Origin of the sequence: Streptomyces sp. NPDC029216 (assembly GCF_040648015.1) — a bacterium.
Taxonomy (GTDB): Bacteria; Actinomycetota; Actinomycetes; order Streptomycetales; family Streptomycetaceae; genus Streptomyces.
Genome location: NZ_JBEZWL010000053.1, coordinates 31,881 through 48,288, shown reverse-complemented (window position 1 = coordinate 48,288; position 16,408 = coordinate 31,881). Strand labels below are relative to the sequence as shown.

Below are 16,408 nucleotides of genomic sequence, written 5' to 3'. Positions count from 1 at the left end.
GCGCCGGGGCGGGGCCGCGCTCCGCGCTCCCGCCGCGGCCGGCTGACGGGCGCCGCGCAGCGGGGTCGCCAGGCCCGCCAGCAGGATCAGCAGGCACAGTGCCCCGCCCGCCACGCTGGCCGCCGGCACCCCGTACCGGGCGCCCAGCACGGTCAGGACGGCGGCGCCCACGGGGCCCGCGGCGTTGTGGACCGTCCAGAACGCGGAGGTGACCCGGCCGAGCAGCGCGTCCGGGGTCACCTCCTGGCGCAGGGTCATCGAGGTGACCCCGCCGAGGGTCAGCCCGAACATGAACACGGCGGCCAGCACGGCGATCACGGGCACGCTGCGGCTGAGGCCGATGCCCGCCACCGCCACCCCGACCAGCCCGACGGAGCCCAGCCAGCAGGCCCCGAAGCCGAGGGCCCGCCGCAGCCGGCCGGCCGCGAGGGCCGCGGCGACGACGCCCGCGCCGCTGACGGCGATCACATAGCCGAGGGTGGCGGCGTCCTGCCCGAGGTCCTCCCGGACCCGGTAGATCAGCAGGTCGGTGGCCCCCATGGTGACGAAGGTCAGCAGGGTGAGCAGGACGGTCAGGGGGCGCAGCAGCGCGTGCCCCCACAGGAAGCGGAAACCCACGACGAAGACCTCGCGCAGCCGTCCGGCCCCGGGGGCGGAGGCGGGCGCCGGCGCGGGGACCGCGTCCGGCGGCGCATGGCGTCCGAAGGTCACCCAGCGCAGGCTCACCGCCGAGACCAGGAAGGTCGCCCCGTCCACCCCCAGGGCCCATTCGCCGCCCGGCCCGGCGGTGATGAACCCGGCGGCCACCGGCCCGGCCAGGGTCCCGAGGGCGAAGGTGCCCATCAGCCGCCCGTTGGCGGCGGTGAGTTCCCCGGGCCCCACCAGCTGCGGCACGGCGGTCACGTACGCCACGTCGAAGACCGTCTTCAGGACGGTGACCAGCGCGGTCAGCACGTACAGCACCCACATCCGCGGCCCGGCCGTCAGCCAGACCAGCGGGACGGCACCGAGCAGCACGGCCCGCAGCAGATCGCAGGCGACCATCAGCCGCCGCCGGTCCGAGCGGTCCACCACATGGCCGGCGAACAGCCCGGTGAGGATGCCGGTGACCCCGGAGACGACGGTGATCAGGCCCATCCGGACGAGGGAACCGGTGGCGGCGAGGACGAGCAGGGGCAGCGCCACCAGCGAGAGCGAGCCGCCCACGACCGACAGGGCCTGCCCCAGCCAGAAGACGGTGAAGTCCCGGTTGCGCCAGAGGGAGGGTGAGGCGGCCCGCACCCGTTCAGCCCAGCAGGGCGTACACGGTGGAGGCCGTCGCGGCGGGCTCCTGGGCGCCGTCCGGGGTCATGGTGACGTCGGCGAAGGCCATCCGCTTGCCCAGTTTGGTGACCCGGACCGCGATCAGCACGTCCGTGCCGAGCACCGGCCGCTGGAAGCTCGTCGACTGCTGGACGGTGGTCATCGGGCCGTACGCCCCGCGCGCGGCGGAGATCGCGATGACGGTGGCTGTGTCGGCGGCGGCCATCAGGGCCTGGCCGGACAGGCCGCCGCCGTCGCGGGCCAGGGACTCGGACCAGGGCAGCCGCAGGACGGCGTGCCGCTCGCCGGTCTCCTCGACGGTGAGGCCGAGGGCGAGCACCCAGGGGGCGAAGTTGTCGGTGAGGATCTTGCCGGCGTCTGCGGGTGTCAGCGTCACCCGGAGATTGTGGCGGCCCCGGCCGGGCCGCCACAACTCCCTTTCCACCGCAGGACGCAGGGGCTCAGAGGGTGGCGGCGATCTCCGTGCCCTGGCGGATGGCGCGCTTGGCGTCGAGTTCGGCGGCCACGTCGGCCCCGCCGATCAGGTGCGCCTCGATGCCCTCGGCGCGCAGCGCCTCGTACAGGTCGCGGCGGGGCTCCTGGCCGGTGCACAGGACGACCGTGTCGGCGGGGACCAGGCGCGGTTCGCCGTCGACGGTGATGTGCAGGCCCTCGTCGTCGATCCGCTCGTAGGTGGCGCCGGCGACGGAGACGACCCCGCGGTGCTTGAGTTCCGCGCGGTGGATCCAGCCGGTGGTGGTGCCGAGGCCGGCGCCGACCTTGGTGGTCTTGCGCTGGAGGAGGGTGACCCGGCGCGGGGTCGCGGGCCGCTCGGGGGCGGTGAGGCCGCCGGGGCCGGCGTACGCGGTGTCGACGCCCCAGTGCCGGAAGTAGACGGCCGGGTCCTGGGAGGCGCCCTCGCCGCTGTCGGTGAGGAACTCGGCGACGTCGAAGCCGATGCCGCCGGCGCCGACGACGGCGACGCGCTCGCCGACGGGGGCGCCGTCGCGCAGCACGTCGAGGTAGCTGACGACGTTGTCCCGGTCCACGCCCTCGATGGCGGGGGTGCGCGGGGTGACGCCGGTGGCGACGACGACCTCGTCGTAGCCGCGCAGGGTGTCCACGTCGGCGGGGGTGTTCAGGCGCAGGTCGACGCCGCGGGCTTCGAGCTGGGTGCCGAAGTAGCGGATCGTCTCCTCGAACTCCTCCTTGCCGGGGATGCGACGGGCGATGTCGAGCTGGCCGCCGATGTGCCCGGAGGCCTCGAAGAGGGTGACGGCGTGGCCCCGTTCGGCGGCGGAGACCGCGCAGGCCAGACCGGCCGGGCCGGCGCCGACGACGGCGACGCGCTTCTTCGTCCGGGTCGGGGACAGGACGAGTTCGGTCTCGTGGCAGGCGCGCGGGTTGACCAGGCAGCTGGTGATCTTGCCGCTGAAGGTGTGGTCGAGGCAGGCCTGGTTGCAGCCGATGCAGGTGTTGACGGTCTCCGGGCGGCCGGCGGCGGCCTTGGCGACGAACTCGGCGTCCGCGAGGAAGGGGCGGGCGAGCGAGACCAGGTCGGCGCGGCCGTCGGCGAGGATCTCCTCGGCCTTCTCGGGGGTGTTGATGCGGTTGCTGGTGACGAGCGGGACGGAGACCGCGCCCATGAGCTTCTGCGTGACCCAGGTGTAGGCGCCGCGCGGGACGGAGGTGGCGATGGTGGGGATGCGGGCCTCGTGCCAGCCGATGCCGGTGTTGATGATGGTGGCGCCGGCGGCCTCGATCTCCTTGGCGAGGTGGACGACCTCGTCGAGGGTGGAGCCGCCGGGGATCAGGTCCAGCATGGACAGCCGGTAGATCAGGATGAAGTCCTCACCGACGGCGGCGCGGGTGCGGCGGACGATCTCCAGCGGGAAGCGCACGCGGTTCTCGTACGCGCCGCCCCAGCGGTCGGTGCGCCGGTTGGTGGCGGCGGCGATGAACTCGTTGATCAGGTAGCCCTCGGAGCCCATGATCTCGACGCCGTCGTAGCCGGCGAGCTTGGCGAGGCGGGCGGCGCGGACGAAGTCCTCGACGGTGCTCTCGACCTCGGCGTCGCTGAGCTCGTTCGGGACGAAGGGGCTGATGGGGGCCTGGATCGCGCTGGGGGCGACGAGGTCCTTGTGGTAGGCGTAGCGGCCGAAGTGGAGGATCTGCATCGCGATCTTCCCGCCCTCGGCGTGCACCGCGTCGGTGATCACCCGGTGCTCGGCGGCCTCCTCCTCGGTGGTGAGGCGGGAGCCGCCCTCGAAGGGGCGCCCGGCGTCGTTGGGGGCGATGCCGCCGGTGACGATCAGGCCGGCGCCGCCCTTGGCGCGCTCGGCGTAGAAGGCGGCGAGGCGCTCGAAGCCGCCCTGGTGCTCCTCCAGGCCGGTGTGCATCGAGCCCATGATCACGCGGTTCGGCAGGCTGGTGAAGCCGAGGTCCAGGGGGCTCAGCAGGTGCGGGTACGGGCTCATGGGTGCGTGTCTCCTCGCGCGGTGTCCTGTCCCTGTTGTAAGGGAGCGGGAGACGGTTTTGCAACTAGGTGCAAAACAGCTGTGGCGACTGTCACGGCCCGCACCGCCCTCCGGCGCGTACCGGAGGGCGGGACGGGCAGTCGCGAACGGGGCCGGCGGCGCCCGTCAGGGGCGGCGGAGGCGGACGGTGAGGATCTGGAACGGGCGGAGGTTGAGCGGGACCGCCCCCGACGGGGTCGGTGCCCCGACGGCCGTGGGGGGCAGGGGGCGCTCCAGGAGGTCGGTCTCGGTGGCCGCCTGGACGGGGAAGCCGGGGGTGAGGATGGCCCGGGCGCGGCCACCGCGGGATTCGTAGATCCGGACGACCACGTCGCCGCCACGGTCCTCGGCGAGTTTGACCGACTCGACGACGACCGCGTCGTTGTCGACGGCCAGCAGCGGAGCGACCGGGCCCGCGCCGCGCAGGAGGCGCTCGGGCAGGTTCAGGGCGTGGCCCTCGCGGACCGCGTCCCCGACCGTCGCGCCGGGGGCGAGCGCGCAGCGCAGGGTGTGGCGGCCCTGGTCGGTCTCCGGGTCCGGATAGCGCGGGGCGCGCAGCAGGGAGAGCCGGACGGTGGTGGTCTGGCCGCCGTCGGGGCGGACGTCGCGGGTGACGTCGTGCCCGTAGGTGGAGTCGTTGAGGAGGGCCACGCCCCAGCCGGGCTCTTCCGCGTGGATCCAGCGGTGGGCACAGATCTCGAACTGAGCGGCCTCCCAGGAGGTGTTGGTGTGGGTGGCGCGGTGGACGTGGCCGAACTGGGTCTCGGAGGCGGTCCGTTCGGCCTTCACGTCGAGGGGGAAGGCGGCCTTGAGGAACTTCTCCGTCTCGTGCCAGTCCACCTCGGTGACGAGGTCCACGGTCTTGGCCCCGGCCCGCAGGGTGATCGCCTGGGAGACGGCGGAGGAGCCGAAGGAGCGGGTGACGGTGACGGTGCAGGCCTCGGGCCCGCTCGCGGTGACCTCCAGGGCGTCCAGGCCGGTGAGGTCGGTGACCTTGTTGCGGTAGAAGGCCTCGACGTCCCAGGCGTCCCACATGTTCGGGAAGTCGGGGTGGATCTGGAGCAGGTTGGCGGCGGCGCCCGGGGCGAGGGCCTCCCGGCCGTGCTCCAGGTCGTAGGCGGAGACGATCAGGCCGCGCCCGTCGACCTCCACCAGCAGCCGCCCGTTGGCCAGGACGTGCCCGCCGCCGTGCCGTTCCTCCACCGTGACGGGCTGCTCGGCCGGGGCCGGGCGGTCCGCCCCGCCGGCCGGGATCCCGCGCCGGGCGTGCGGGGCGCAGTTGAAGACGAGTTCCTCCGCGCCCTCCCCCGCCAGGGCGGTCTGCGCGGCCAGGGTGAGGGCGCGCAGCTCCGCCCGTACCCGCGCGTACGTCTCGCGGGCCTCGCGGTGCACCCAGGCGATGGAGGAGCCGGGCAGGATGTCGTGGAACTGGTGGAGCAGGACGGTCTTCCAGAGGCGCTCCAGGTCCTCGTACGGGTAGGCGAAGCCGGGGACGCGGACGGCGGCCGTCGCCGCCCACAGCTCGGCCTCGCGCAGCAGCGACTCGCTGCGGCGGTTTCCCTGTTTGGTCTTGGCCTGGGAGGTGTAGGTGCCGCGGTGCAGTTCGAGGTACAGCTCGCCGGCCCAGACGGGGGCGTCCTCGTACTCGGCGCGGGCCTTGTCGAAGAAGGCGTCGGGGCGCTCGATCTCCACGCGCGGGGAGCCTTCGAGGTCCCGCTGCCGGCGGGCCCGGGCCAGCTGTTCGCGGGTGGGTCCGCCGCCGCCGTCGCCCCAGCCGAAGGGCACCAGGGAGCGCGAACCCCGGCCCTTCTCACGGTAGTTGCGGGCCGCGTGCGCCAGCTGGGCGCCGCCGAGGTCGCTGTTGTAGGTGTCGACGGGCGGGAAGTGGGTGAACACGCGGGTGCCGTCGATGCCCTCCCACCAGAAGGTGTGGTGCGGGAACCGGTTGGTCTGGGACCAGCAGATCTTCTGGGTGAGGAACCACTGGTTGCCCGCGAGGCGGACGATCTGCGGCAGCGCGGCGGTGTAGCCGAAGGAGTCGGGCAGCCACACCCCCTTGGTGTCGATGCCGAACTCGTCGAGGAAGAACTTCTTGCCGTAGAGGAACTGGCGGACCATGGCCTCGCCGCCGACCATGTTGGTGTCGGACTCCACCCACATGCCGCCGACCGGAACGAACTGCCCGTCCGCGATCTTCTTCTTGACCCGTTCGAAGAGCTCCGGGCGGTGGGTCTTGATCCAGTCGAGCTGCTGCGCCTGGGACATGGCGAAGACGAACTCGGGGTGCTCGTCCATCAGGGCGACCATGTTGGAGGCGGTCCGGGACACCTTGCGGACCGTCTCGCGCAGCGGCCAGAGCCAGGCCGAGTCGATGTGGGCGTGCCCGACGGCGCTGATCCGGTGTGCGGAGGCGTGCGCGGGGGCGGCGAGCACGCCGGTGAGGCGGGCGCGGGCGGCGGCGGCCGTGCCGGCGACGTCGTCGAGGTCCACCTCGTCGAGGGCGGAGCTCACGGCGTGCAGGATCGTGTGGCGGCGGGCGTCGTCCTCGGCGAGCTGGTCCATCAGTCCTTCGAGGACGTCGAGGTCCTGTACGAGTTCCCAGACCTCGGTCTCGAAGACGGTCAGCTCCATCCTGGCCAGCCGGTAGAGGGGCCGGTCGCCGCTGGTCAGCCGGTCCCCCTCGGTGGTGGGGCGGTGCTCGACCAGGACGGGGTTGGCGGCGGCCTCCACGTACCACTCGACCGTCTCGCCGCCGGCCGCCCGGTCGGCCACCCGTACCCAGTCGTTGAACGGGTTGAGGGCCTTGATCTCGGACCCGTCGGCCCGGTGGACCAGGCCCTCGCACTGGAAGCCGGGCATCATCCGGTCGAAACCGAGGTCGAGGACGGCCTCGACGGTGCGGCCCGCCCAGTCGGCGGGTACGGCGCCGGTGACGCGGAACCAGGTGGTGCCCCAGGCCGGTCCCCAGGCGTCGCCGGGCGCGCAGGGCGTGTAGGGGGCGGCCAGTGCCTCGGCGACGGGGACGGGTTCGCCGGGGGCGTCCCAGCGTTCGACGGTGAGCGGGACCGGACGCGAGCGGACGGCGGGCCTGATGCGTTCGCCCAGGACCCGGCGGAGGCGGTGCTCGGTGATGCTGCGGTCGTCGTGCATGACGGCGGCTCCAGGGGAGGGGTCGATGCGGGGCAGAGCGGGTGGGGGCGGGTCAGACCTTGACGGCTCCCTCGCCCACGCCCCGGAAGAAGAAGCGCTGGAGGGCGAGGAAGAGCAGCATCATCGGCAGCAGGGCGGCCATCGCCCCGGCCGCGATCAGCCGCTGGTCGTTGACGGTGGTGGCGCCGGCCAGGCTCTTGAGGCCGAGCTGGAGGGTGTAGTGCTCGCTGTCGGTCAGGACGATCAGGGGCCACAGGAAGTCGTCCCAGGCTCCCATGAAGCTGGTGATGCACACCACGGCCAGGGCACCCCGGGCCGACGGGACGAAGACGCGGGTGAAACGCTTCCACTCGTTCGCCCCGTCGAGCACCGCGGCCTCCTCCAGCTCCCTGGGGACGGCGAGGAACGCCGCCCGCATGATCATGATGTTGAGGACGGAGACCGCCCCGGGCAGCCACACGCCGACGAGGGTGTCGACCAGGCCCATCCCGCGGACCGTGAGGAACATCGAGATCATCACGGACTCGAAGGGGAACATCAGGGTGGCGGTCAGCACGGTGAACACCGTCCTGCGGCCCTTCCAGCCCTCCCGGGACAGGGCGTACCCGCCCATCGCCGCGAACAGCAGGTTGGAGGCGACGGCGAGGGCCGCGACGACGAGGGTGTTGGCCACGTACGGCAGGAGCGGGAAGGACTCGGCGACCCGGGCGTAGTTGTCCAGGGTGGGACGGGCGGGCAGGACGCCCTCGTACACGTTCTCGTCGCGCCCGCGCAGCGAGGTCAGGAACTGCCAGACGATCGGGCCGGTCGTCACCACGAGGACCAGGCACAGCGTCAGGTAGCGGGCGGCGAGCCCGGCCCGGCGCCCCCTCACGCCCCGTCGCCCTTCGCCAGCCGCCGGCCCAGCAGGCTGAAGGCCAGCGTCACCAGGAACAGCAGCAGGGAGAGGGCGGAGGCGTAGCCGGTCTCGCCGGCGAAGCCCAGTCCCACCTGCCGGATCAGGAACGGCAGGGTGCGGGCGCCGCCGCCGGGGCCGCCGCTCTCCCCGCCGAGGATGTAGATCTCGGTGAACACCCGCAGGGCCGAGATCGCCGACAGCGTCCCGACCAACAGCATCATCGGCTTCACGGACGGGACGGTGATGCTCACGAACCGGCGCAGCGGCCCGGCCCCGTCGAGGGCGGCGGCCTCGTACAGCGCGGCCGGCACGTTCCCCAGGGCGGCCAGGTAGAAGACCATGTAGTAGCCCAGGCCCTTCCACACCGTGACGATCATCGCGGAGACCAGCAACATCGTGCTGTCGGTGAGGAAGGGCACCGGCTCGGCGACCAGGCGCAGCCGCACCAGGACCGCGTTCACCGCTCCGTCGCTGCGCAGCAGCCACTGCCAGATCAGGCCGACGACCACGGCGGAGGCGATCACCGGCGTGTAGAAGGCGGACCGGAAGAGGCCGATGCCGGGTACCTCCCGCCGGACCAGGACGGCCAGCGCCAGCGGCAGCACGACCAGGCAGGGCACGACGACCAGCAGGTACAGGACGCTGTTGGCGGCCGCCAGCCAGAAGTCGGGGTCGGCCAGGGCCCGGCGGTAGTTCGCGAGACCGGTGAAGCTCCCGCCGTCGAGGATCCGGGCGTCGGTGAGGGACAGGACGACGGTGTTGACGAACGGCCAGAGGCTGAAGAGCAGGACCGCGGCCAGGCCGGGGGCGAGGAACAGGTACGGGCTCCACCACCTGCGGTGCGGCAGCCCCCCTCCGGCCTCCGGGAACGTCACCTCTTGCCCGCTGATGCGGCCAGCAGCCGGTTGGCCTCCTCCTGGGCCCTGCGCACGGCCGTCCGGGGGTCCTCCTCGCCCTTGATGGCCTTCTGCATCTCGCGCGCCACCGCGTCGCCGACCTGACTGGTCCACTGGACGGGGGTGTTGGCGTCGAGCGCGGCCGTCTTCAGCTGCTCGGCGCCGATCGCGCGGGCCAGGGTCTCGGCGTCCTTGCCGTCGCCCCGGTCGGCGAAGCGCGGGTCGGCCAGGCCCTGGGCGTTGGAGGGATAGATGGTGGCCCGCCGGGAGAACTCCACCTGGTTGGGGCCGTTGGTGACCCATGTGGCGAACTCGGCGGCCGCGTCCGGGTGCGCGGTGTCCTTCCGGATCCCGAGGGACTGGGCGTAGATGCCGATGTGGCCGAGGGTGCCGGTGACGGCGCCGGCCACCCGGGTGCGCTGGTAGACCTGCGGGGCGTTCGCCTTGATGTCCTTGACGAAGCCCGGGGAGCCGGGCCCGAAGACGAGTCTGCCGCCTCCGTAGAGCTGGTTGATGTCGTCGGCCTTCAGGAGGGACTCCTTGGGCATGGCCCCCTTGGCGTACAGGTCCTTCATGCGTTCGGCCCAGGCGACGGCCTTGTCGGTGTCGAAGGTGAACCGGTCCTTGGCCTCGTTCAGGAGGGGGACGCCCATCTTCTGCCAGTCCCCGGGCAGCCGCCCCTTGGGGTCGGCCATGAAGGCCGCGTACCGGCCGCCGGAGCGGGCGGCGATCCGGTCCGCGTAGTCGAAGAACTGCTCGACGGTGGTGGGCGGCCGGTCCGGGTCGAGGCCGGACTCGGCGAAGAGGTCCTTGTTGTAGGTGAGGATCTCGGGGGTCACGTACCAGGGGTAGGCGTAGACCCCGTCGCCCCTGCCGGGCAGCTTGAACTGCTCCCAGGCGCCGGGGACGTACTCCTTGGCGTCCGCCCCGCCGAGTGCCGCGACGTCGGCGAGCAGGCCGCGGTCGGCGAGGAGCTGGAAGGAGTCGGTGGAGAGGTTGACCACGTCGGGCAGGGCCCCGGCCTGGGCGTCGGCGACGAGCTTCTCGTTGTAGCCGTCGCCGGGCACGTCCTCCCACTTCACCTTCACCTCCGGGTACTTGCGCTCGAAGGAGTCGATGACCCCCTGGACGTAGGCGGTGTACACGGGCTTCAGCTGGAGGGTCCGGAAGGTGATCTCCCCGGCCGCCTTCCCGGTCCTGCGCGTCTCGCCCCCGCTCTGGCCGCTGCCGCCGAGACCGCAGGCGGAGAGGGTAAGGAGTCCGGCGGCCACCGCGGTGGCGACGGCCGTACGGGTCAGGTGGGAACGGGTCATCGTCGCCGCCTTCGTGGGAGTTCCGGCTCCGGCGCCGGAGGGCGGTGCCCCAGGCTGTACGCAAGCGCCGGGCGCGTCAATGCGGCCGGAATCCCGATGGCCGACGCGGCCCTCTTCCGGGGCCGGAAAACAGAACCGGGAACGACCGGAAAGCATTCCCTCCCCGCGCCTTCCACCTGTACTGATGCGCTTTAGTACGGGCCCTCGCCCCAGGGCCGCCGCGGAGGCCGCCGCGGTGAATCCCCGTCGGGGTTTGACCACTTGTCGACGGTGCGCCGCAAGGCCCGGCCGGTGAATGGGCGGGCGTGCACTAATGCGGTTTACCGCAACGCGGGGCGCCGGGCCGGACGGGCCTGGCGATAGCACGCGCGGCGGGCGGCGGGCAAGGGTTCCCCGGCGACCGACCCGAACGGATCATGGGTTTTGCCTTGGTGCACGCAATGTGATGGATTGATCACCCACTGTCGCCATCCCCGCCCTCGCCCCGAAGGAACTGCCATGCGTACGGTCCGAGAGTCGGTCCTGGACGTCCTGCGAACCCGCGGGATGACCACGGTGTTCGGGAACCCGGGTTCCACCGAACTCCCCATGCTCAAGCAGTTCCCGGAGGACTTCCGCTACGTCCTGGGACTCCAGGAGGCCGTCGTCGTCGGCATGGCGGACGGCTTCGCCCTCGCCTCGGGCACCACCGGCCTGGTCAACCTGCACACCGGGCCGGGCACGGGCAACGCGATGGGCGCGATCCTCAACGCCCGCGCCAACCGCACCCCGATGGTGGTCACCGCCGGCCAGCAGGTCCGCGCCATGCTCACCATGGAGGCCCTGCTGGCCAACCCCCAGTCCACGCTGCTGCCGCAGCCCGCGGTGAAGTGGGCGTACGAGCCGCCGCGCCCCGCGGACGTGGGCCCCGCGCTGGCCCGCGCGGTCCAGATCGCCGAAACCCCGCCGCAGGGGCCGGTGTTCGTCTCGCTCCCGATGGACGACTTCGACGTGGTGCTCGACGAGGACGAGGACCGGGCCGCCCAGCGGACCGCGGCGCGGACCGTGACGCACGCCGCCGTCCCCTCCGCCGAGGTGGTGGAGCGGCTGGCCGCACGGATCGCGGCCGCCCGCAGCGCCGTCCTCGTCGCCGGCAACGACGTGGACGCCTCCGGGGCCTGGGAGGCCGTCGTGGAACTGGCCGAGCGCACCGGCCTGCCGGTCTGGTCGGCGCCCACCGAGGGCCGGATCGCCTTCCCCAAGTCCCACCCGCAGTACCGGGGGATGCTGCCCCCGGCGATCGGGCCGCTCTCCCGCTGCCTGGAGGGCCACGACCTGGTCCTGGTGATCGGCGCCCCGGTCTTCTGCTACTACCCCTACGTCCCCGGGGCCTACCTGCCCGAGGGGGCCGAGCTGGTCCAGCTGACCCGGGACGCGGACGAGGCCGCCCGCGCCCCCGTCGGCGACGCCCTGGTGGCCGATCCCGCGCTGACCGTCAGGGCGTTGACCGCCGCCCTGCCCGGCCACGAGGTGCCCGCACCCGCCCCGCGCATCGAGCGGGCCGAGTCCTTCGAGGAGGTCGACGGGGCGCTCACCCCGCTCGCCGCGATGACGGCCATCGCCCAGGGCGCCCCCGCGAACACCCTCTGGATCAACGAATCCCCCTCCAACCTGGGCCAGTTCCACGACGCCACCCGGATCGACGACCCCGGCTCCTTCCTCTTCACCGCGGGCGGCGGCCTCGGCTTCGGGCTCGCCGCGGCCGTCGGCGCCCAGCTCGGGGCCCCGGACCGGCCCGTGGTCTGCGTCATCGGCGACGGCTCCACGCACTACGCCGTCCAGGCCCTGTGGACCGCCGCCGCCTACAAGATCCCGGTCACCTTCGTGGTCCTGAGCAACCAGCGCTACGCGATCCTCCAGTGGTTCGCGCAGGTGGAACGGGCCCAGGGCGCGCCCGGGCTCGACATCCCCGGCCTGGACATCACCGCCATCGCCACCGGCTACGGGGTGCGCGCCCACCAGGCGTCCGGCTGCGCCGAACTGGCCAAGCTCGTACGGGAGTCGGCCCTCCAGCAGGACGGCCCAGTGCTCATCGACGTACCCGTCACCACCGAGCTCCCCACCCTGTAGCCCCCCCGCACCGTCCGCTCCACCGCACCGTCCCGGAAGGCCGGCATGTCCGTCACCCACGACACCCCCCTCCTGCTCGCCAGGCTCCGCTCCGCGCTCCCCGCCGACGTCCTGCTCACCGACCCGGCGGACCTCGCCGCGCACTCCCGGGACACCGCGCCCTTCTCCGAGTGCGGAACCCCCGCCGTGGTCGCCGTCCCCCGCACCGCCGAGCAGGTCGAACACATCATGCGGACCGCCTACGAGCTGGACGTCCCCGTCGTCCCGCAGGGCGCCCGCACCGGACTGGCGGGCGCCGCCAACGCCGTCGACGGCTGCGTGGTCCTGTCCACCACCGCCATGGACCGGATCCTGTCGGTCGACCCCGCCAACCGCCTGGTGCGCTGCGAGCCCGGGGTGACCACGCGCCGGCTGGCCGCGGCCGTCGCCGAGCACGGGCTGACGTACCCGCCGGACCCGGCCTCCTGGGAGACCTGCACCATCGGCGGGAACATCGCCACCGGCGCGGGCGGCATCTGCTGCGTGAAGTACGGGGTCACGGCCGACTACGTCCTCGGGCTGGACCTCGTACTCCCCGACGGGCGGCGGATGCGCACCGGCCGGGACACCGCCAAGGGCGTCGCCGGCTACGACCTGACGCGGCTGGTCGTCGGCTCGGAGGGCACCCTCGCGGTGGTCGTCGGCGCCACCCTCGCCCTGCGGCCCGCGCGGCCCCCGGCGCTGTCCCTGCTCGCCCAGTTCCCCACCCTGACCGCCGCCGGGGACGCCGTCGCCGCGATCATCGCCGCCGGGCACACCCCCTCCGCGCTGGAACTCCTCGACCGGGCCACCACCCAGGCCGTCGTGGACCTGGGGGCGCACCCGCTGATGCACGCCGGCAGCGCCGCCACCCTGATCGTCGAGAGCGACGGCGCCGACCCCTGCGCCGAGCTGACCGCCGTGGAACTCCTGTGCAAGGAGGCCGGCGCGGACCACGTGGCCACCTCCGCCACCGCGGAGGAGGCCCGCGAGATCATCGAGGCACGCCGCCTGGTCAGTCCCGCGCTCGGCGCGTACATGGCCTCCCGGGGCGGCGGGCTCACCGCCTTCATCGAGGACGTGGCGGTGCCCCGGACCGAACTCCCCAAGCTGGTCGGCCTGATCGAGGGCATCGCCGACCACCACCGGCTGCAGATCTTCACCCTGGGCCACGCCGGGGACGGCAACCTGCACCCCACGGTCGTCTTCGACGCATCCGACCCGGACGAGCTGGACCGCGCCCGGGCCGCCTACGACGACATCATGGCGGCCGGCCTCGCCCTGGGCGGCACCACCACCGGGGAACACGGCATCGGCACCCTGAAGCGGGAGTGGCTGGAGCGCGAGCTGGGCCCCGTCTCCCTGGAGCTCCAGCGCGGCCTCAAGCGGCTGTTCGACCCGAAGAACCTCCTCAACCCCGGCAAGGTGATCTCGGCATGACGCACTCCACCGAGACCCGGGAGGCCACCCGCCCCGGGACGCCACCGCACGGGCCGGTCCGGGCCGGCCTGGCGGAGACCGTCCGCTTCATGGCCACCCACACCCTGCCCGTCTTCGTACGCGGCGTGGCCAGCCCGCGGCCCGGGGTGGTGGCCCTGTACTCCCGGGTGAACCAGCCGGGTTGGTCGAGCGCCACACTGCGGGCGATGAAGACCCGGCACCGCGGGGCGCCCGTCATGGTGCGCGCCCTGTCCGGGGAGATGCTCGTCCTGTTCGACGAGGAGGACATCGCGCGGTTCTTCGCCGAGCCCATGGACGTCCTGGCCATGGACGCCAAGGACAAGGCCGACAGCCTCGGCGTCTTCGAACCCACCGGTGTGCTCTGCTCGCACGGCCGGCTGCGCGAGGACCGCCGCGAGGTCAACGACCGCGCCCTCGCCGCCGGTCAGCCCCTGCACCCCGCCTGTGCGGAATACCAGGGGATCGTCGAGGAGGAGTGCCGCCCGCTGACCGCCGGCACCATCCTCGACTTCCCCCGGCTGCGCGCCGCCGTCGCCCGGATCGCCCGCCGGGTCGCCCTCGGGGACGCCGCGGCCGAGGACGAGGAGCTCTGGTCCTGGCTCATGACCTTGCTCGGCCAGGCCAACTGGATGGGCAGGAGCCGTCCCCAGGCCAACCGGGCCCTCTACGGCCGGGTCGAGGCCCGGCTCGCCCGTTACGCCGCCGGCGCCGCCCCGCACACCCTGGTCGCCCGCGCCCTGAGCGCCCCCTCCCCCGAGGGCACCGACCCCCTGGGCCAGATTCCCCACTGGCTGCTGGCCACCGACGTCTGCGCGACCGCCATCGCCCGCACCCTGCTCCTGCTGGCCGCCCACCCCGCCGAGCAGGCCGAGGCACGCGCGGAGGCCGTCGCCGGGACAAGGGGCCTGCCCCGGCTGCGGGCCTGCGTGCAGGAGTCGGTACGGCTCTACCCGATCGTGCCCGACCTCGTACGGGTCACCCGCGCCGAGACCGAATGGCGCGGGGTGCGCTACCCGGCCGGGACCACCGTCCTGGTCCCCATCGGCTTCCACCAGCGCGACCCCGAGCGGGTGCCCGGCGGGCACCTCTTCGCACCGGCCCGCTGGCTGGCCCCGGGAGCCGACCAGGACACCCGGATGGCCCCCTTCAGCCAGGGCGCCGGCCGCTGCCCGGGCGACCTGCTCGGGCTGCTGCTGTCCTCCCTGGTCTGCGCCGAGGTGCTGCGCGGCAACCGGCTCACCGGAGCCCGCCCGGCCCTCGACACGGGCCGTCCGCTGCCCGGCATCGTCGACACGGCCGGCATCCGGCTCCGCCTCGGCCGCCCCTAGGGCGCCGTGCACCCCCACAGAGAGGAGCTCCCCGTGCCCGAAGCCGTGCCCGGCGCCGCCGCGTCCGTCACCCAGCCGGACATCGACTCCCTGCACCACGTCTGCCGCGAACTGGCCGGGGCCGCCGACGCCGTGCGCGAGGCCGCCCGCTACGCCTCCCGCCTCGCGCTCGGCCCCCGGCTGCCCCTGGCGGCGGCCGGCCCGCGGCGGGCCCGCGCCGCCCAGCGCGGCCTGCTGAAGACCCTCCTGGACCCCCGCGGCTTCGGCTGGGCCCCGCACGGGCGCACCCCGCTCGCGGGCGCCGTCTGGCTGGCGGGGGTGCTCACCAGCCGGGAGAGCCTGGCGGTCAGCCTCGCCGTCGCCGGGCTCAAGGCGCGGATCCGGGCGGCCGCCGTACGCCACCCGGAGCTGCTGGCCAACCCGACCACCTCGCGGGTGCTGCGCGCCATCGACGAGGACCGGCAGGCCGAGGCGGTCCGGGTGTTCAAGGGGCTGCTGACCGAGAAGGGCGCCGAGTACGCGCTGGCGCTCCTGGCGCCGTCCTTCGCCGACATCATGGCCTGGAACGCGCTGACCGACGAGAACCCCTTCAACGACACCGCCGGCTGGCAGATCGCCACCAACCGGGCGCTGACCTCGGACTTCTTCCTCGGCTTCAACGCCGCGTTCTGGGCCTTCATGGACCGGGGCCGCGGCCGCGCCGAGCCGCACACCCCCTCGGCCGAACTGCTGGAGCGGATCGACACCTCGGGGACGATCGTCGGCTACGTCCGCAACATCGGCCACCTCGGCACCCGCGGCCTGCTCCTCGTCCAACAGGTGTCCGGTCCGGACGAGCGGCGCCGCTTCGTGGTGCAACTGGCGGGCATGGGAGCGAGGTTCAACCAGGAGAGCCCCCAGGACATGGTCGGCAGCTGCAACGCGATGGGCTCCACCGACACCGCCTACACCCGGGCGGTGCGCAGGGCGCTGAACCGGCTCGTGCCGTCCGGTTCGGAGGTGGCGCTGGTCGGCCACAGCCAGGGCGGGCTCACCGCGATGAACCTGGCGGCGAACCCGGACTTCAACGCCCTGTACACGGTCACGCACGTGGTCGCCGTCGGTTCGCCCATCGACCACAAGCGGGCCGCCGACCCGCGCACCCGGGTGGTCTCGCTCGTCAACGAGCACGACATCGTGCCCAGCCTGGAGGGCCGCTCCTCGGTGTCGGCCTACGCGCTCCCCGCGGAGTTCACCGAGTTCACCTGGAAGGACGACACCCACGCCTTCCCGCTGTGCCACGCCGCCGAGCGCTACGCGCACAACCTGGAACACGACGTCCCCCACGCCCGGACCCACGTCGACTCCGAACTCGCCGCCTTCCGCGGCCGGGTCACCGGTACGCACCTGTTCACCCTCCACGACCGCTGAGGACCCC

General features: G+C 73.4%; 11 protein-coding genes. 4 read left to right on the top strand and 7 right to left on the bottom strand.

The features are described from left to right. The 7 genes from AB0F18_RS20205 to AB0F18_RS20175 all read right to left on the bottom strand — a co-directional run. Positions 1–1,281: MFS transporter (locus AB0F18_RS20205; RefSeq protein ID WP_362062520.1), on the bottom strand; the 1,281-nt coding region annotated here is incomplete at its 3' end. Positions 1,282–1,285: 4 nt separating this feature from the next. After that, positions 1,286–1,699 (bottom strand): PaaI family thioesterase, encoded by a 414-nt coding sequence (locus tag AB0F18_RS20200; protein WP_362062517.1) that lies wholly within the window; start codon positions 1,697–1,699, stop codon positions 1,286–1,288. Between the two features lie 64 nt (positions 1,700–1,763). Next, positions 1,764–3,779, bottom strand: coding sequence for an NADPH-dependent 2,4-dienoyl-CoA reductase (locus AB0F18_RS20195; protein ID WP_362062514.1), 2,016 nt, complete (start codon positions 3,777–3,779; stop codon positions 1,764–1,766). A gap of 165 nt (positions 3,780–3,944) precedes the next feature. Next, complete coding sequence (locus AB0F18_RS20190) at positions 3,945–6,968, bottom strand: glycoside hydrolase family 38 C-terminal domain-containing protein (protein ID WP_362062511.1); 3,024 nt, start codon at positions 6,966–6,968, stop codon at positions 3,945–3,947. A 52-nt stretch (positions 6,969–7,020) separates the two neighbouring features. After that, positions 7,021–7,842, bottom strand: coding sequence for a carbohydrate ABC transporter permease (locus AB0F18_RS20185; protein ID WP_362062508.1), 822 nt, complete (start codon positions 7,840–7,842; stop codon positions 7,021–7,023). After that, entirely contained in the window at positions 7,839–8,741 is a 903-nt protein-coding gene (locus AB0F18_RS20180; RefSeq protein WP_362062506.1) for a sugar ABC transporter permease, read from the bottom strand. Before AB0F18_RS20180 ends, AB0F18_RS20185 begins: the two co-directional genes overlap by 4 nt. Further along, positions 8,738–10,075, bottom strand: a complete 1,338-nt coding sequence (locus AB0F18_RS20175; protein ID WP_362062503.1) for a sugar ABC transporter substrate-binding protein — start codon at positions 10,073–10,075, stop codon at positions 8,738–8,740. The genes AB0F18_RS20180 and AB0F18_RS20175 overlap by 4 nt, the downstream gene beginning before the upstream one ends. Before the next feature lie 498 nt (positions 10,076–10,573). Between AB0F18_RS20175 and mdlC the strand changes: the two genes are divergently transcribed. The 4 genes from mdlC to AB0F18_RS20155 are packed head-to-tail and all read left to right on the top strand — an operon-like array spanning position 10,574 to position 16,401. Next, positions 10,574–12,184 carry a benzoylformate decarboxylase gene (gene mdlC, locus AB0F18_RS20170; RefSeq protein WP_362062500.1) on the top strand — a complete coding sequence of 537 codons (1,611 nt, stop codon included), beginning with the start codon at positions 10,574–10,576 and terminating at the stop codon, positions 12,182–12,184. A 45-nt stretch (positions 12,185–12,229) separates the two neighbouring features. Next, positions 12,230–13,642, top strand: a complete 1,413-nt coding sequence (locus AB0F18_RS20165) for an FAD-linked oxidase C-terminal domain-containing protein (RefSeq protein WP_362062497.1) — start codon at positions 12,230–12,232, stop codon at positions 13,640–13,642. Beyond that, positions 13,639–14,991 carry a cytochrome P450 gene (locus tag AB0F18_RS20160; protein WP_362062495.1) on the top strand — a complete coding sequence of 451 codons (1,353 nt, stop codon included), beginning with the start codon at positions 13,639–13,641 and terminating at the stop codon, positions 14,989–14,991. The genes AB0F18_RS20165 and AB0F18_RS20160 overlap by 4 nt, the downstream gene beginning before the upstream one ends. A gap of 33 nt (positions 14,992–15,024) precedes the next feature. Continuing rightward, a complete protein-coding gene (locus AB0F18_RS20155) occupies positions 15,025–16,401 on the top strand; it encodes a hypothetical protein (RefSeq protein ID WP_362062493.1) in 1,377 nt (458 codons plus the stop codon). Positions 16,402–16,408 lie beyond the last annotated feature (7 nt).